This is a genomic window from Serratia ureilytica, from assembly GCF_017309605.1.
GTDB classification, from domain to species: domain Bacteria; phylum Pseudomonadota; class Gammaproteobacteria; order Enterobacterales; family Enterobacteriaceae; genus Serratia; species Serratia ureilytica.
On sequence record NZ_CP071320.1, the window covers coordinates 3699030 to 3716449 of the forward strand.

17 protein-coding genes are annotated in these 17420 nt (G+C 64.3%); 8 read left to right on the plus strand and 9 right to left on the minus strand.

Annotated features, from left to right (window positions below; all coding sequences use genetic code 11):
- Positions 1-58: 58 nt before the first annotated feature.
- Positions 59-877 (plus strand): pyridoxal phosphatase, encoded by an 819-nt coding sequence (locus J0X03_RS17425; protein ID WP_033642226.1) that lies wholly within the window; start codon positions 59-61, stop codon positions 875-877.
- A 31-nt stretch (positions 878-908) separates the two neighbouring features.
- Here J0X03_RS17425 and modC read toward each other — a convergent pair whose 3' ends face one another.
- The 9 genes from modC to J0X03_RS17470 all read right to left on the minus strand — a co-directional run bounded on the left by modC (position 909) and on the right by J0X03_RS17470 (position 9618).
- Entirely contained in the window at positions 909-1976 is a 1068-nt protein-coding gene (modC, locus tag J0X03_RS17430; RefSeq protein ID WP_160204092.1) for a molybdenum ABC transporter ATP-binding protein ModC, read from the minus strand.
- A complete protein-coding gene (modB, locus tag J0X03_RS17435) occupies positions 1977-2666 on the minus strand; it encodes a molybdate ABC transporter permease subunit (RefSeq protein WP_015377003.1) in 690 nt (229 codons plus the stop codon).
- Positions 2663-3436 carry a molybdate ABC transporter substrate-binding protein gene (gene modA, locus J0X03_RS17440; RefSeq protein WP_160204091.1) on the minus strand — a complete coding sequence of 258 codons (774 nt, stop codon included), beginning with the start codon at positions 3434-3436 and terminating at the stop codon, positions 2663-2665. Before modA ends, modB begins: the two co-directional genes overlap by 4 nt.
- Before the next feature lie 158 nt (positions 3437-3594).
- The gene (locus J0X03_RS17445) at positions 3595-3744 is read right to left on the minus strand and encodes an AcrZ family multidrug efflux pump-associated protein (RefSeq protein WP_004939813.1); all 150 of its coding nucleotides are present in this window, start codon (positions 3742-3744) and stop codon (positions 3595-3597) included.
- A 145-nt stretch (positions 3745-3889) separates the two neighbouring features.
- The gene (locus tag J0X03_RS17450) at positions 3890-4651 is read right to left on the minus strand and encodes an ABC transporter ATP-binding protein (protein ID WP_412770897.1); all 762 of its coding nucleotides are present in this window, start codon (positions 4649-4651) and stop codon (positions 3890-3892) included.
- 23 nt (positions 4652-4674) lie between these two features.
- A complete protein-coding gene (locus J0X03_RS17455) occupies positions 4675-5700 on the minus strand; it encodes a FecCD family ABC transporter permease (protein WP_069100584.1) in 1026 nt (341 codons plus the stop codon).
- A gap of 1 nt (position 5701) precedes the next feature.
- Positions 5702-6457: a class I SAM-dependent methyltransferase gene (locus tag J0X03_RS17460; protein ID WP_160204089.1), complete on the minus strand. Its 756-nt coding sequence runs from the start codon at positions 6455-6457 to the stop codon at positions 5702-5704.
- 1 nt (position 6458) lies between these two features.
- Positions 6459-7454: an ABC transporter substrate-binding protein gene (locus J0X03_RS17465; protein ID WP_033642219.1), complete on the minus strand. Its 996-nt coding sequence runs from the start codon at positions 7452-7454 to the stop codon at positions 6459-6461.
- Positions 7455-7458: 4 nt separating this feature from the next.
- A complete protein-coding gene (locus tag J0X03_RS17470; RefSeq protein ID WP_033642218.1) occupies positions 7459-9618 on the minus strand; it encodes a TonB-dependent siderophore receptor in 2160 nt (719 codons plus the stop codon).
- A gap of 189 nt (positions 9619-9807) precedes the next feature.
- Here J0X03_RS17470 and modE point away from each other — a divergent pair, with 189 nt between their 5' ends.
- The 7 genes from modE (at position 9808) to galM (ending at position 17353) form a co-directional block, all read left to right on the plus strand.
- The gene (gene modE / locus J0X03_RS17475) at positions 9808-10599 is read left to right on the plus strand and encodes a molybdenum-dependent transcriptional regulator (protein WP_089196734.1); all 792 of its coding nucleotides are present in this window, start codon (positions 9808-9810) and stop codon (positions 10597-10599) included.
- A 90-nt stretch (positions 10600-10689) separates the two neighbouring features.
- On the plus strand, positions 10690-12177 hold the full coding sequence (modF, locus tag J0X03_RS17480; protein ID WP_060660845.1) for a molybdate ABC transporter ATP-binding protein ModF: 1488 nt from the start codon (positions 10690-10692) through the stop codon (positions 12175-12177).
- 95 nt (positions 12178-12272) lie between these two features.
- Positions 12273-12845, plus strand: a complete 573-nt coding sequence (locus tag J0X03_RS17485) for a cysteine hydrolase family protein (protein ID WP_033642216.1) — start codon at positions 12273-12275, stop codon at positions 12843-12845.
- Positions 12846-13012: 167 nt separating this feature from the next.
- A complete protein-coding gene (locus tag J0X03_RS17490; protein ID WP_033642215.1) occupies positions 13013-13831 on the plus strand; it encodes a CPBP family intramembrane glutamic endopeptidase in 819 nt (272 codons plus the stop codon).
- A 284-nt stretch (positions 13832-14115) separates the two neighbouring features.
- Positions 14116-15168 (plus strand): galactose-1-phosphate uridylyltransferase, encoded by a 1053-nt coding sequence (gene galT, locus J0X03_RS17495; protein ID WP_033642214.1) that lies wholly within the window; start codon positions 14116-14118, stop codon positions 15166-15168.
- Positions 15165-16316 (plus strand): galactokinase, encoded by a 1152-nt coding sequence (gene galK, locus J0X03_RS17500; protein WP_033642213.1) that lies wholly within the window; start codon positions 15165-15167, stop codon positions 16314-16316. Before galT ends, galK begins: the two co-directional genes overlap by 4 nt.
- On the plus strand, positions 16310-17353 hold the full coding sequence (gene galM / locus J0X03_RS17505; protein ID WP_160204088.1) for a galactose-1-epimerase: 1044 nt from the start codon (positions 16310-16312) through the stop codon (positions 17351-17353). The genes galK and galM overlap by 7 nt, the downstream gene beginning before the upstream one ends.
- Positions 17354-17420 lie beyond the last annotated feature (67 nt).

The window sequence follows — 17420 nt, forward strand, 5'->3', positions numbered from 1 at the left end:
CATTGGCTATCCGGTGTACCATCGGATTAATTTTATGGCTAACGATAACGAGAACCCTATGAGCTACCGCGTCATCGCCCTCGATCTTGACGGCACCCTGCTGGACAATCAAAAACGCATCTTACCGCAGTCGCTGGAAGCGCTGGCGCAGGCGCGCGCCGCCGGCGTCCAGGTGGTGGTGGTCACCGGCCGCCATCACGTCGCCATCCATCCGTTCTACCAGGCGCTGCAGATTGACACGCCGGCCATCTGCTGCAACGGCACTTACCTGTATGATTTTCAGCAGAAAAAGGTGCTGGCCGCCGATCCCTTGGCGAAGGAGCAGGCCAAACAGGTGCTGCAGATGCTCAAACAGACCGACATTCACGGGCTGATGTACGTTGACGACGCCATGCTGTATCAGGAACCGAGCGGCCACGTGACTCGCTCGCTGGCCTGGGCCGAAACCCTGCCTGCGGCGCAGCGCCCGACGCTGCTGCAGGTCAGCAGCCTGGTGCAGGCGGCCGACGACGCGCAGGCGATCTGGAAATTCGCCACCTCGCACGCCGATATTCCGGCGCTGCGCGAGTTTGCCGACACGGTGGAGAAAGAGCTGGGGTTGGCGTGCGAATGGTCCTGGCACGATCAGGTGGATATCGCCAAAGGCGGCAACAGCAAAGGCAAGCGCCTGCGCCAATGGGTGGAGTCGCAGGGGCTGAGCATGGATCAGGTGGTGGCGTTCGGCGATAATTACAACGATATCAGCATGCTGGAAGCGGTCGGTTTGGGCGTGGCGATGGGCAACGCCGATGACGCGATCAAGGAACGCGCCGATCTGGTGATCGCCGATAACCTGCAGCCGGGCATCGCCGAGGTGATCCGCACCCGCGTACTCTAGTTTTTTCGCCCTCCCGCCGGGAGGGCCTGTCTTAGCGGCTCTCGCGGCTGATCGACACGCTCTTCACCTGCGCGTACAGCCACTGCCCAGGGCGGATCGCCAGTTCATCGCGCGCCCACGGCGTGATCCGCGCCCACAGCACGTGCTCCCCGACCGCTAGCTTTACTTCCACCTGCCCGTCCACGTCCAGACACTCGCTTACCTTGGCCGGCAACACGTTGCGAATGCTGCTGTTGACCGGCGGCTGCAGCACCAGCGAGACGTCGGCGGCATTGATGCGAATGCGCAGCTGGGTGCCCAATTCGGCGTCGATGCCGCTGACCCACAGCCGCTGATCGCCGAGCGCCAGCGCGGTCATGGCATAGCGTTGATGATGCTCAATCACGCTGACGCGCAGCACGCTGCTCTGATCTTCACGCTGCAGCCACGGCCGCAGCGCGCTGCTGGCCCAGACGGCTTCCAGCCCGCCGAACGCGCGCACCTCGCCGCGATCCAGCACCATCACCTGCTCGGCCAGGCGCAGGATCTCGTCCAGGCTATGGCTGACGTAGAGGATAGGGATGTTGACGTCCTGCGCCAACCGCTCCAGATACGGCAGCAGCTCGCGTTTGCGCGGCAGATCGAGCGAGGCCAGCGGTTCGTCCATCAGCAGCAGTTCCGGCGCCGTCAGCAGCGCGCGGCCGATCGCCACCCGCTGTTTTTCACCGCCGGAGAGCGTCAGGGGCAGCCGATTAAGCAGCGGCCCGATGCCCAGCAGCTCGACGATGGTGTTGAACTGCGTACGCATGCCGGCCGCCATGCCGTACTGCAGGTTGCCGCGCACCCGATAGTGCGGGAACAGGCGCGCATCCTGAAACACATAGCCGATACGGCGCTTTTCCGGCGGCAGGCAGAGGCCCGCGGCGGTATCCACCAGCGTGCGGCCATTGAGCGCGATGCGCCCCTGCTGCAAACGGGTCAGGCCGCCGATGGCGTTGATCAATGAAGTTTTACCCGCGCCGGACAGGCCGAAAATCGCGGTGATGCCCTGCGCCGGCAAATCGGCGCGGACGTTGAGATTGAGGTCGCCCAGCTGCTGCGAGAAATCCAGCTCCAGCATTTACACCCCCATCCGTTTGCGGCCCCAGCGGGCCAGCCATTCGGACACCATCAGCGAAGCCAGCGACAGCACGATGGCGATCACGCACAGACGCGCGGCGGCGGCCTCCGCCCCCGGCGTTTCGATCAGCGTATACATCGCCAGCGGAATGGTGCGGGTTTCACCGGGAATGTTGGAGACGAAGGTGATGGTGGCGCCGAACTCCCCCAGCGAACGGGCAAAGGCCAGCACCACGCCGACAATGACGCCGGGCAGCGACAGCGGCAGCGTGATGGTGAAAAACACCCGCCACGGGTTGGCGCCCAGCGTGCGCGCCGCCTGCTCCAGCCGGGTATCCACCGCCTCCAGCGCCAGCCGGATGGCGCGCACCATCAGCGGAAACGCCACCACCGCCGATGCCAGCGCGGCGCCGCGCCAGCTAAAGCTGAAGCTGAAGCCGAACCAGTCGTACAGCCACTCGCCGATGACGCCGCGCCGCCCCATGGCGATCAGCAGCAAATAGCCGACCACCACCGGGGGCAGCACCAGGGGCAGGTGAATGACGCCGTCCAGCAGTGCCTTGCCGGGAAAGCGGCAACGCACCAGCACCCAGGCCATCAGAATGCCGAACGGCAGGCTGCAGACCACCGCCAAACCGGAGACTTTCAGGCTCAGCTCAACCGCCTGCCACTCGTACTCACTCAGAATCATTTACGCGGGGTGAATCCATAATGTTCAAAAATAGCGGCCGCTTCCGGGCCCTTCAGATAGGTATAGAAAGCGCTGACCGTCGGATTTTGACGATCTTTCACAATCGCCATCGGATATTCAACCGGTTTGTGGCTGTCTTCCGGGAATACGCCCACCACTTTCACCTTGTCGCTGGCGACCGCGTCGGAGCCGTAGACGATGCCGAGCGGCGCTTCACCGCGCTCCACCAGCGCCATCGCGCTGCGCACGTTGTTGGCGCGCGCCAGTTTCGGCTCCAGCGCGCTCCAGGCGCCCAGGTGTTCCAGCGCCTCTTTGGCGTAGATGCCGGCCGGCACGTGATCCGGATCGCCCACCGCCAGACGGCCGCCGTTGAGCAGCTTGGTCCAGTCGGTCTGCTTGTCGATGGCGATCTTGTCTTGTTTATCGTTCTTGGCGGCGATCAGCACCAGTTCGTTGCCCAGCAGCGTATAGCGGGTGTCTTTCACCATCTGCTGCTTGTCGATGGCGTAATCCATCCACTGTTGATCGGCGGAGATAAACAGATCGGCCGGGGCGCCCTGCTCAATTTGGCGCGCCAGCGTCGAGGACGACGCGAAGGAGGAAACCACCTGCACGTCCTTGCCTTTTTGATACTGGGTGGCGATGTCCTGCAGCGCGTTGGTCAGCGACGCGGCGGCGAACACGGTGATCTTTTCCGCCGCCGAGGCCTGAGTCACCAGGCCCGATGCCAACACGATCCCGCCAACCCATTTGGTCCATTGCTGTTTCATTGTTTTTCTCCGCAAGTTAACGTGCATTATCACTCTTCGTTATATAAAAAATAATATAACGTTGCGCGAAAGCTTGTCATGCGGTTTATCGGCAAAGCGTGAGATAACTTGAGGAATGCCCGCCGGGCGATGCCGACGGGTATCGGGATGGGGAACGGTCAGTGCTGGGTGCGGTTTTCTTTCGAACGGCCCACTTTGGAGAAGACGTTGAACACTTCGCCAAAACCGTAGATCAAGCCGAGAATGAGCGCCATGACCACCGGCACCATCACCACGGCGAATAACAGACTTTTCAATAATTCCAACATGATAGCCTCGCTTAACTGCCCATTGAGCGGCAAATGCCTTTCACCGCATATCAGGTTATTCTAACCCAAAAAATCGCTAAAACCGGAGTTATTTTAGCCAGCGAGGCGAAATTGTGATCGGCTAAACGTGCCCTTTCCACCGGGCTCATGCCGGTGCGGGGTAATAGATCAGCGGCGGCGCATAGCCGGCGGGCGCCGCCAGCCGGGCCTCCACCCCGTACACCGCGCGAATGTTCTCCGGCGTCAGCGCCTGCCGCGGCGCACCTGCCGCACAGACCCTGCCCCACTGCAGCAGCGCCACCCGATCGCAATAGCAGGCGGCCAGATTCAGATCGTGCAGCGTTACCACCACGCTGAGCTTCAGCCGCCGCAGCAAGGCCATAAACTGCTGCTGATGGGCGATATCCAGATGGTTGGCGGGCTCATCCAGCAGCAGCCACGGCGTTTGCTGCGCCAACGCGCGCGCCAGGTGCACCCGCTGCCGTTCGCCGCCGGACAGCCGCTGCCAATCGCGATCGGCCAGGTGGCTGATGCCCACTTGCTCCATCGCCTGCCCGGCGAGACGGCGATCTTCGGGGCCGAAACCGCGCCAGCGGCCGATATGGGCCAGGCGCCCCAGCAGCACCGCCTCCTTCACCGGCAGCGCGAAGGCGCCGGGGGCGGATTGCTCGAGAAAGGCGATGCGCCTGGCGCGCTCCCGCGCGGAAAACGCGGCGATTTCGCGCCCTTCCAGCCAAACGCGGCCGCCGGCGGCGGGCTGCAGCCCGGCCAGCAGCTTGAGCAACGTGGATTTACCGCTGCCGTTGACGCCGAGCACGCCGGTGATCTCACCGGGCAAAGCGCAGAAACTGAGGTTTTCCAACACCGTGCGCGTGCCCGCTCGCCAACTTACCCCCTCGGCGCACAGGCCAGAACGCGTTTTTTCAACCGTCATGTATTGACCTTCCGATACAGCAACAGCAGGAATACCGGCACTCCCAACAGCGCCGTCAACACGCCGACCGGCAACTCGCGCGGAGCAAACAGCGTTCTGGCCAGGGTGTCCGCCGCCACGGCGAACAACGCGCCGCACAGCGCGCTGGCCGGCAACAGCAGACGATGCCGCGAGCCGACCAGCCGCCGGGCGACGTGCGGCACCGTCAGCCCGATAAACCCCACCGCGCCGCTGAACGCGACGATCGCCGCCGTCAGCGCGGTGGTCACCACATACAGCAGCAGTTTCAGCGGGGCCACCGCCACCCCCAGCGAAGCGGCGGTCACGCCGCCGAACGCCAGCGCGTCCAGCTCCCCCGCCCGCAGCCAACAAAGCAGCAGCGTCGCCGCCAGCGCCAGCCCGCACAGCCCTACCTGTGGCCAGCGTGCGTCGCTGAACGATCCCAGCAGCCAGAACATCACGCCGCGCGTGGCGTTGGCGTCCGCCTGCCAGAGGGTGATCAGCGAAGTCAGTGCGGAGAGCAGCTGCGTCACCGCCACCCCGGCCAGAATAAACAGCGTGGACTCCCCCTGCAGCGAACGCCCGGCCAGCAACATCACCAGCGCAAATGCCCCCAGCGCGCCGATAAACGCCCCGCCGGACACCGACAGCAGGCCGCCCCCCAATCCCAATACCAGCACCGTTACCGCCCCCACGCCGGCGCCGGAGGAAATCCCCAGCACCCAAGGATCGGCCAGCGGATTGCGGGTCAGCGACTGCAGCACGGTGCCCGCCAACGCCAGCCCGGCGCCGGCTAGCGCCGCCAGCAGCGCGCGCGGCATCCGCAACGACCAGATGATGCGCTGATACACCTCGGCATCGGTCTGCGCACCGCCGCTCACCCCGAGCACGATGCGCCAGGCGTCATGCCACGCGATCGGCGCAGGCCCCGACAAGGTGGCGCCCAGCAGAGCCAGCGGCAGCGCCGCCGCCAGCAGCACCAGCCAGCCGGCCTCACGGCCGGGCAGTAACCGCCGACTCATGCTATTTCCAGCCTGCGATCACATAGTCGTCTAATAGCTGCCACACCGTCGCCGCCTCGCTGAAACCGGCTTGTCTGAGGGCCGCGAGCTGGAAATCCACCGGCGTCGGCGGCGGCACCGGGCGGCCGGCGAACAGCGCTTCACGCTCGGCCTGATAAGCGGCCAGCGCCGGCGATTGCAGCGCGCCCGCAAACCAGCGATCCCAATCCTCGACGCCGTTGTCCCAGGCGCGCTGTTGGGTCTGCTCGTCGTGCCGCTCCGCCAACGCTTTCAGCCGCGGCTGACGCTGGTCATAGCGCTGATGATCGGCGTTCAGGAACACGCCGCCGTCGGCCAGCAGCCCGGCAACGTTGCGGTACAGCGCCAGCTGCTGCTCGGGCATCAGCCAGTGCAGCGCCGTGCTGGACACCGCCGCCTGCGGCGCGGGGCCGGACAGCGCGGCAAAACAGGCCGGATCCGCCAGATCGGCCTGCAGAATGCGGATCCGATCGCCGTACTCCGCCAGCGCACCGCGCGCCACCGCCAGCAACAGCGGATCGAGATCGATGGCGGTCACCCTGGCCTGCGGAAAGCGCTGCAAAATGCGCAGGCTCAGCGATCCCGGGCCGCAGGCCAGATCCACCACGTGAAAATCCTGGCCGGCGGCCAGCGCCAGCACCTCCAGCTGGGCGTTAAAACGCGCTTCCCGTTCGGCGATGTAGGCCGCCTGCTGGCGATCCCAGGAGTCCAGCAGCGAAGAGAATGAAACGGCAGTCATATCAAGGTTCCTTGTTGGAAAAAGTCGGCGCCTGCGGCGGCAAGGCCGCCAGGCCCCGAATCAAACGGCCCAGCGCCGCCACGGTGCGGGCGGAAGGGTCCATGTCGTAACCGGGGAGGATCACGTAGCGCCGCTGACGCACGGCGCGCAGCGTCGCGGTCAGCGGGTGATGTTCCAGAAAGGCGATTTTGTCGGCCGCGCTGTCGCCGAGGCCGCCGCGCGGCAGATCGCCAAGCACGATCGCATCCGGATCGCGGGCGGCGATAACCTCCCAGGACACCGTCGGCCACAGCTCGGGCCGATCGCCGAACAGGTTCTCGCTGCCGACGCTGCGGCTCAGCAAACCTGGCGCGCCGCAGCAGCCCGCCACGTAGGGCGTTTGCGCGCCGGCATACCACCACAGCAGACGTAAATGCGGCAGCGGCGCGCGCTGCGCCTCAAACGCCCTCAGCTGCCCGCGCAGCCGCGCGACCAGCGCTTCACCGGCGCTGCTGACGTTGAAAATGCGCGCCAGCTCCCGCAGCTCGGTGAAAATGTCTTCGAACGTCAGCGCGGCGGCGATCGCGCTTTGCTGGCCGCTGCAGGCGCCGGGAGAGAGATAAGTGCCGATGCCCCATTCTGCCAGCCGCGCCCGATCGGGCGTTTCCGGGCTGTGCAGCCAGTAATAGCTAGCCGAATAGACAAAATCCGGCCGCATCAGCAGCAACGCTTCCGCCGTGGGCGGCGCCGGGCTGGTGGGCGCCTGCAATGTCTCGGCCGACGCCGTTGGCACGGGATCGCGCGTGCGGTCATACCCGACCACGCCGATCGCGCGGCCAGCCAGCCCCAGCGCCATCAGGTTTTCCAGCGCCGGGTTGGCGTAAACCAGCACCCGCTGCGGCGGCTGCGGGTAATCGCGCGTTACCCCGCAATTTTGCAGGCTGACGGCATCGGCACGCAGCGGCGCGCTGCCGCCCAATTCCAGGGCGCACAACAGCAGGGCAAGCCAGCCTTTCACGCCGTCAGAACCTGACCGACACGAAGGTTTCATAGCTGCGCGGCAGCGCGATCAGCGCCTGGTCCGGGTAAGTACGCTGATAGGCGTACAGCTGGTTGGTGGCGTTGCGAATGCGAAAACCAACATCGACGATCGGCGTCAGCTGATAGTCTGCCGCCAGATCGAGCGTGGTGTACGCGCGCATCTTGCGCCGGTTGGCGTCGTCGTTGTAGCTGCTGCCGACGTAGCGCAGCGAAGAAGCCAGCCCCAGGCGCTCCGTCGCCTGATAATGCACGCTGAGGTTGGCGGTCCAGTCCGGGATATAGGCCGGGCGATTGCCGTTGTAGCTGCGCAGCGGGCTACCGCCGCGATAGTCGTCGTAGCGGGCGTGCGTGTAGGCGGCGTTGCCGGCCAGCTCCCAGCGTTCGTCGGGACGCAGCACCACGCCAAGCTCAATGCCGCGCGACGTCTGCCTGCCTACCGCGTTCAACGCATCCGGCCGCTGCGCGTCGGGCACAAACAGGTTGTCCTTGCGCAGTTCGTACAGCGCCAGCGTCGCCTCGCCCTTGTTCCCCCAGAACTGCCCTTTGGCGCCGGCCTCCCACTGGCGCGCTCGCGTCAGCGGCAGATCGGTCTGCGTTGGGCTGAGGAAGAACAGATCGTTGCCCGGCTCCTGGCCGGTGGTGTAGTTGGCGTAGAGCGTGAGGTTGTCGGTCAATGCATAGCTGGGGCCCAGGCTCCAGGTGCTGAAAACGTAGGTGTGCGCGCGGCTCTCTTCCTGCGGCCCCTGGAAGCGCCAGTCCATGTTCATATGGTTGTAGCGCAGCTGGCCCAGCAACGCTAAACGCTCGGTCAGGCTGAAGCGATCCTCGAGAAAGGCGGCGTACTGGTTCTGGGTAACGTGGCGCACCGGCGCGCGTTGGCGGTCGGTACCCTGGGCGAACGGCTCTCTGGGCGGCGCGCCAAGCGGTACGTCTTCCGAGCCGGGGAAACCGTTGGAATAATACTGAAAATGCCGCTTGCTCAGATCGAGGCCGACCAGCAACCGGTTATCAAAACCGGCGATGGCGCGGTCGAATACCAGCGAACTGCGGTTGCCGATCAGATCGTCGTCGTGCGCCAGGGCGCCGAAGGAGTCGCGGTTGACGTCGCCGGGCCGGGCCGCCGCCGCGACGCGGAAGCGCTCGACGTTGCGCCATTCGCGAAAGCCGCTGTAGTAATAGAATTGGTTATGCCATTCCACTTCGGGCGTCATAAACCAGTCCAGGCTGGCCTGAAATGCGGTGGCGTTGCTCTGGATGCGGCTGTCGGTCAGGTTGTTGTAATTGATGTCGCGCAGCTCGCCGGCAATGCGCCCGTCCAGCAGCGGCGTGCCGTAGTAAGGGTTGTTGGTGCGGTTGAGCATGCGGTCCAGGCTAAGCGTCAACAGCGCATCGTCCGTCAGCTTAAACAGCAGCGAGCCGGAAACCCGCTTCTGCCGATCGCGTTCATACTGCACGTTGCTGCCGCTGTCGTTGCCGCTGACGTCCAACCGGTACGCCACCGCATCGTCCACCAGCGCGCCGCCGGCCCCCAGATGCAGACGCTGGCTGCGGTAGCTGCCGAAGCCATAATCGAGCTCGAGCGGCTGGCGGCTGAAGGTCGGCCGCCGCGAGATCAGGTTGACGCTGCCGCCCGCGGCGCTCAGGCCGTTCAAGGCCGATCCCGGCCCGCGCAGTACCTCGATGCTGTCGTAATGCGCCGGATCGCCCAGCTGCAGCGTGCTGCCGGGCATCTCCACGCCGTTATACAACCAGGCGATAGGCCGGAAACCGCGCGCGGAAAAGTTATTGGACAACGTTGGCGAAGCGACGCCGGACAGACCGGTGGCATGCTCGACGGCGGCGGCCAGCGAGCGGTCGCCCCGCTGTTGGATCGCTCTTGCGCTGATGATATCGACGCTGCGCGGCGTTTCCCGAGCGGTCAGCCCGAGCTGCGAAGCGCTGCGGCTCACGGCGCTCAACGCATCGTAGCGCCCGGCGGGGGCCGCCGCCTCCACGGTGAGCTGTTCTTCGCACCCCGTGGCATTGCGGGCTTTATCGCAGTCGGCAGCGAAAGCCAGCGGCGCCGTCAGTGCGCCGCCGACCCAAGCGGCAAGGCATAAAGATTTTCTGGGCGTGACAAGACGCCGGCGTGTCGTACTCATGTGGAGCATCCCTGTGGTGAAATAAAAACCGGCCGTAAGCCGGCGTAAAGCCTTATCGTTTTTCTGTTATGTTATATTATAACAACAAAGCAATACCAGTCTTTATTGCCCCGCGCTCCACCGCACTGCGTTTGGCGCTTTGCCGCCAAATCGGCGACAATACGATTTTTGCCGCCGACAGGATGCGCTATGCAGGCCGAAATTCTTCTGACTCTCAAACTCCAGCAAAAGCTGTTCGCCGATCCGCGCCGCATCGCGCTGCTGAAACAGGTGCAGCACACCGGCTCCATCAGCCAGGGCGCCAAACTGGCGGGCATCAGCTACAAAAGCGCCTGGGACGCCATCAATGAGATGAACCAACTGGCGGAACAAACGGTGGTGGAACGCGCCACCGGCGGCAAAGGCGGCGGGGGCGCGCATTTGACGCACTACGGCCAACGGCTGATCCAGCTGTACGATCTGCTGGGCCAGGTGCAGCAAAAAGCCTTCGACGTGCTGCAGCAGGACGATCTGCCGCTCGATAGCCTGCTGGCGGCCATCTCGCGCTTCTCGCTGCAAACCAGCGCACGCAATCAGTTTTTCGGCACCGTGATCGAACGCGACCACCAGCAGGTACAGCAGCATCTGGCGATCCTGCTGAACGACGGCAGCACTCGCCTGACGGCGGCCATTACCCAGCAAAGCGCCGATCGGCTGCAGCTGACGCCCGGCAAAGAGGTGCTGGCGCTGATCAAGGCGCCCTGGGTGCGTCTGAGCGTCGATGCGGCCGATAACGCCGACGCGGATAATGCGCTGGCGGGCGTGGTGGCCGGCATTCAGCCGGGCGCCGAACACAGCGAGGTGCTGGTGACGCTGGCGGGCGGCGAAACCCTGTGCGCCACCCTGACGACGGCGGAGCTGCAGCGCCTGCAGCTGAGCGTCGGCGCCGCCGTACACGCCCTGTTCAACGCCGATCGGGTGATTGTCGCCACGTTGTGTTAAGCGCAACGTGATGTTGCGTTTTTGTTGATTGACATCACCCGGCAATGCGCCTATTTCTAAGGCAAATAATTGCAAAAAAAGGAACAGGTGATGTCGTCGTTGCACATTTCGCAAGGTTCATTCCGCTTGAGCGATACCCGCACCCTGACGCTGGAAGCGCTGGCGATCCAGGCCGGTGAAAGCTGGGCCTTCGTCGGCGCCAACGGCAGCGGCAAATCCGCCCTGGCGCGCGCGCTGGCCGACGAACTGGTTCTGCTGCGCGGCGAACGCCGCAGCGACTTTCAGCATGCGGTGCGCATCTCCTTCGAACAGTTGCAAAAGATGGTCAGCGACGAGTGGCAACGCAACAATACAGATCTGCTCAGCGCGGACGAAGACGACACCGGCCGTACCGCGGCGGAGATCATTCAGGAAGAGGTGAAAGACGCCGCGCGCTGTGAGCGACTGGCCGCGCAGTTCGGCATTACCGCCCTGCTGACGCGCCGCTTCAAATACCTCTCCACCGGCGAAACGCGCAAAACCCTGCTGTGCCGCGCGCTGATGCCGCAGCCCGACCTGCTGATCCTCGATGAACCTTTCGACGGGCTGGACGTCCACTCACGCGCGCAGCTCGCCGCGCTGCTGAGCGAGCTTTCCGCCCAGGGGCAGACCGTGGTGCTGGTGCTCAACCGTTTCGACGAAATACCGGATTTTGTCCGGCAGGTGGGCGTGCTGGCGGACTGCACCCTGACCAACCGCGGGCCGCGCAGCCAGGTGATGGCGGACGCGCTGGTGGCGCAGCTGGCGCACAGCGAAAATCTCAGCGGGCTGGCGCTGCCGGAAACGGAGGATCCGGCGCATAAAGTGGCCCTGCCGGCGGATCGTCCGCTGATCGTCCTGCGTGACGGCGTGGTCAGCTATAACGATCGGCCGATCCTCAATCATCTCGACTGGCAGGTTAACCCTGGTGAACACTGGCAGATCGTCGGTCCGAACGGCGCCGGCAAATCCACCCTGCTCAGTTTGATCACCGGCGATCACCCGCAGGGCTACAGCAACGATCTGACGCTGTTCGGCCGCCGCCGCGGCAGCGGGGAAACCATCTGGGAAATCAAACGCCATATCGGCTACGTCAGCAGCAGCCTGCATCTGGATTATCGCGTCAACACCAGCGTGCGCAACGTGGTGCTGTCGGGGTTCTTCGATTCGATCGGCATTTATCAGGCGGTCTCGGATCGCCAGCGGCAGCTGACAGAGCAATGGCTGGCGCTGCTCGGGCTCAACGGCGCGCGCGGTGACGCCCCGTTCCACAGCCTTTCCTGGGGCCAACAGCGGCTGGCGCTGATCGCCCGTGCGCTGGTGAAACACCCGGCGCTGCTGATCCTCGACGAACCGCTGCAAGGGCTGGATCCGCTCAATCGCCAGCTGGTGCGCCGCTTCATCGACGTGCTGATCGGCCAGGGCGCCACGCAGTTGCTGTTCGTTTCGCACCATGCCGAAGATGCGCCGCAGTGCATCACCCACCGCCTCAGCTTCGTGCCCGACGGCGAGGGCGGCTACGGCTATCAACACCAGCGGCTGGAGGCAGCCTCCGTCTGAAACGCGGCGTAAACATATCCGGCAACACTTCACCGCAGCACATCACATTTGGCCTTTTATCATAGAAAGAAAGAAGGCCATTTTCTGGAGACGCCATGTCCGCTGCGTTGATTATCATCGACCTGATCGAGGATCTTATCGGGCCCAAAGGCCGCGCCAACCACTGCCGTGAACAGGTGGCGGCGACCCATCTGCTCGCCAACGTCAATGCCGCCGCGGCCTATGCGCGGGTGCGAAAAATCCCGGTAATTTGGGTGCGGGTGGGATTCGCCGACGATTATCATGACATCCCGCCTCACTCGCCGCTGTTCAACCATCTCAAGCAGATCGGCGCGCTGCGGCTAAATGGCCCGGGATGCCGCTGGGTGCCCGAACTGCACCGGGAAGAGACCGATCTGCAGTTTGAAAAAACGGCGGTTAGCGCCTTCTCCGGTAACAATTTGTTAGCCTGGCTGCGGCAACATCGGTGCCACCATTTGCTGCTGGCGGGCATCAGCACGCCGCTCGCCATCGAAAGCACCGCGCGTCAGGCGCACGACGCCGGCTTTCAGGTGACCGTATTGCACGATCTGTGCGCAGCCCCTACGCAGGAGATCCACCAGCAGAGTCTGGATACCCTGCAAAATCTGGCCGAAATCACCCGTTCGCAGGCCTGGATGAGAGGTTAACCCGCATCGCCGCCGGTTGTGTCGGCCGGCATAATGCACGAATGCATCACTGCCCCGACCTTTAGCGTCATTCTGGTGTGCTACTATCCGCTTTAGCGCTCAATTTCGCCATCATCGCACGCCGCAAAGGCGCTGAGCGCCGTGTACATATTTTAAAGGGACATATTATGTGGGGCGTACTGGCTGCTTCGTTATTTTTCTTGCCGTTTAACCGGCTGATAGCCTGGGTGATCCTGGCCGCCTCGGCGGGCATGGGGCTTTATCATGGGGTGCTGACGCCACTCAGCCTGGGTTGCCTGTTGGCCATCGTGGCGCTGGCGGGTCTACGTCATTATTTTCGCGCGCAGCGTAATCTGGCGATCGCGCTCGAAGGGTTGGTGATCGCCGGCTGCGTGGCGCTGTTCTTGCATCTGGTGCCTGGCATCCACAACCAGCTGATGATCGACGGCGAAAAGGCCGGCCCGCTCAGCGCGCCGTTCACCATGTATTACAACTTCGACAAGGCGATGGTGCCGTTCCTGCTGTTCGCCTGCTTGCCCACATTGTTTTCCGCCGAACGCGGCGGCAACGGCGGCAAGGCGGGCTGGATTGCGCTGCTGCTGGCCGTGCCGGCGCTGTTGCTGCTGGCCGTGGCGCTGGGCGGTTTAAAAATCGAACTGCATGCGCCCGCCTGGATCCTGCCGTTCGTGATGGCGAACCTGTTCTTCGTCTGCATGGCCGAAGAAGCGCTGTTTCGCGGCTACCTGCAACAGCGCCTCAGCCAATGGCTGGGGGCCTGGCCGGCGCTGATCGTCGCCGCCCTGGTGTTCGGCGCCGCGCATTTGGCCGGCGGCATGCTGATGGTGATCTTCGCGACGCTGGCCGGCGTGATCTACGGCCTGGCATGGATGTGGAGCGGCCGCCTGTGGGTGCCGATTCTGTTCCATTTCGGGCTTAACCTCACCCATCTGCTGTTCTTCACCTACCCGCTGTATCAGCACCCCTGACGGCTGACGCCGGCAGAGAGCCTCTCTCTGCCGGTTGACCAGGTGAAAACGCTATCACCGGCAGCTCACCGCAATCCCCTCAATCACGTAGCCACCGGCTCATCTCCGCCCATCCGGCGCTTTTCAATCAAGTGTAAACGATTCCATTTTTCGCGTTAGATCACCTTTTTATCGCCGCGGGCATGCTATCTTTTTGCGCAATGTACTCTCCCTTTTCAGCAACGGGCGTATCAAGACGGCGGCTGAAAGCGATTACACCTCGTCGACGCCAAGAAAGGAACCGTATGACGGCATTTAACCCTATCGATCATCCACACCGCCGCTATAACCCGCTGAGCGGCCAATGGGTGCTGGTCTCACCGCACCGCGCCAAGCGCCCCTGGCAGGGCCAACAAGAGGCCGTCCCCACGGCAACGCTGCCGGCGCACGATCCCGACTGTTTCCTGTGCCCGGGCAACGCGCGCGTCACCGGCGATCGCAATCCGGATTATCGCGGCACCTACGTCTTCACCAACGATTTCGCCGCGCTGATGAGCGATACGCCGCCGGCGCCCGACAGCCAGGATCCTTTGATGCGCAGCCAGAGCGCGCGCGGCGTCAGCCGGGTGATCTGCTTCTCTCCCGATCACAGCAAGACCCTGCCCGAATTGACGCTGCCGGCGCTGGAGCAGGTGGTCGCCGCCTGGCAGGCGCAAACCGATGAGCTGGGCAGGCAGTACCCCTGGGTACAGCTGTTCGAAAACAAAGGCGCGGCGATGGGCTGCTCCAATCCGCACCCGCACGGGCAGGTCTGGGCCAACAGTTTTCTGCCGAACGAGGCCGAGCGCGAAGATCGCCTGCAGCACGAGTATTTTCAGGAACATGCCTCCCCGCTGCTGCTGGACTACGCGCAGCGCGAGCTGGCCGCCGGCGAACGCATCGTGGTGAACACCGAGCACTGGTTGGCGGTGGTGCCCTACTGGGCCGCCTGGCCGTTTGAAACGCTGCTGCTGCCGAAAGCGGCGGTGCAGCGCATTACCGATCTCAGCGCGGCACAAAGCCAAGATCTGGCGCTGGCGCTGAAGAAGCTGACCAGCCGCTACGACAACCTGTTCCAGTGCTCCTTCCCCTATTCGATGGGATGGCACGGTGCGCCGTTCAACGGTGCCGACAATCGGCACTGGCAGCTGCACGCCCATTTCTACCCGCCGTTGCTGCGTTCAGCCAGCGTGCGCAAATTTATGGTCGGTTACGAGATGCTGGCGGAAACCCAGCGCGACCTGACCGCCGAACAGGCCGCAGCGCGTCTGCGCGCCGTCAGCGATATTCATTACCGTGAAGCCGGAGCCCAAGCATGAGCCTGAAACCGCTTACCCATTCCCTGTTTACCGAACACTTCGGCTACGCGCCGGCGTTGACCATCCAGGCGCCGGGGCGGGTGAACCTGATCGGCGAGCATACCGATTACAACGACGGCTTCGTACTGCCCTGCGCCATCGATTATCAAACCGTCATCGCCTGCGCCAAGCGCGACGACCGCCAGATCCGCGTCCTCGCCGCCGATTATCAGAATCAGCAGGATCAATTCTCGCTCGACGATCCGATCGTCAGCCACCCCGATCAGCGCTGGTCCGACTATGTGCGCGGCGTGGTGAAGCACCTTCAGCGCCGCAGCGCCGACTTCGGCGGCGCGGATCTGGTGATCGCCGGGAATGTGCCGCAAGGGGCGGGGCTCAGCTCCTCCGCCGCGCTGGAAGTGGCGGTAGGCCAGGCGCTGCAGGCGCTCTATCAGCTGCCGCTGGACGGCGTCGCGCTGGCGCTGAACGGCCAGGAGGCGGAGAACCAATTCGTCGGTTGCAACTGCGGCATCATGGACCAGCTGATCTCCGCGCTCGGCCGGCGCGACAGCGCTCTGCTGATCGACTGCCGCTCGCTGGAGACCCGCGCGGTGCCGATGCCGGACAGCGTGGCGGTGGTGATCATCAACTCCAATGTGCAACGCGGGCTGGTGGACAGCGAATACAACACCCGCCGCAAACAGTGCGAAGAAGCGGCGCGTTTCTTCGGCGTCAAGGCGCTGCGCGACGTCAGCCCCGAACAGTTTGCAGCGCGTCAACATGAGTTGGATCCGTTGGTGGCCAAACGCGCGCGCCATGTCATCAGCGAGAATGCCCGCACGCTGGCGGCGGCCGATGCGCTGGCGGCCGGCGATCTGCAACGCATGGGCCGGCTGATGGCGGAGTCTCACGCCTCGATGCGTGACGACTTTGAAATCACCGTGCCGCCAATCGATCGGTTGGTCGAGATTGTCAAAGCGACCCTCGGCCCGCGCGGCGGCGTGCGCATGACCGGAGGCGGCTTTGGCGGCTGCATCGTCGCGCTGATGCCACAGGACCTCGTGGAAACGGTGCGCGCCGCCGTGGCGCACGAGTATCCGCTGCAAACCGGCGGATTGCGGGAAACGTTTTACGTCTGCCAGGCTTCGCAGGGGGCCGGCACATGCTGACGGTGAGCACGGAAGCGGCGCCCGATGGGCAGCCTTACCAGCTGACGCGGCTGCAAAACGCCGGCGGCATGACCGTCACCCTGATGGACTGGGGCGCCACCTGGTTGTCCGCGGTATTGCCGCTCACATCCGGCGAAAAACGCGAGCTGTTGCTGGGTTGCCGCAGCCCGGCGGACTACCAACGACAGGGCGCCTATCTGGGCGCCACCGTCGGCCGTTACGCCAACCGCATCGCCAACGCCAGTCTGTCCATCGGCGGGAAACCCCATGCGCTGGCCGCCAATCAGGGCGCCCACCAGCTGCACGGCGGCCCCGACGGCTTTCATGCCCGCCGCTGGCGCCGGGTACAGCAGGATGCGCAACAGGTCTGCTATGTGCTGCATTCAGCGGATGGCGATCAGGGCTTCCCCGGCAATCTCGACGTGCAGGTTTGCTACCGCCTGACCCCCGATAATCGTCTGGAAATCAGCTATCTGGCGCAGGTCGATCGCCCCTGCCCGGTCAACCTGACCAACCACGCCTATTTCAATCTGGACGGCCCCGGCATCGACGCCCGCGCCCAACGGCTGCAGCTGTTCGCCGATCGCTATCTGCCCGTCGACGCCGAGGGCATTCCCTGCGCCGAGCTGACGCCGGTGGGCGGCAGCGGCATGGATTTTCGTCAACCGAAAACGCTGCTGCAGGATTTCCTGCGCGATCGCGACCAACAGCGGGTCAACGGCTACGATCACGCCTTTCTGTTGCACCGCATCTGCGGCGCGCTGGAAAGCCCGGCGGCCCATTTATGGTCCGCCGACGGGCAGGTGCAAATGAGCGTGTTCACCGACGCGCCTGCGCTGCAACTCTACAGCGGCAATTTTCTGGCCGGCACGCCGGCGCGCGACGGCGGCAGCTATGCCAACCATGCCGGCGTGGCGCTGGAAAGCGAGTTTTTGCCGGACAGCCCGCACCATCCCGAGTGGCCGCAGCCGGATTGCTGGCTGCAGCCGGGGAGCCGCTACCGCAGCGCCACGCATTATCAGTTTTATCCTATCTAACCCGCCATGCCCCTCGCCGTGCGGCCGGGGGCGATTTGTTATAAATGCTTACCTTTTAGCCCTATCC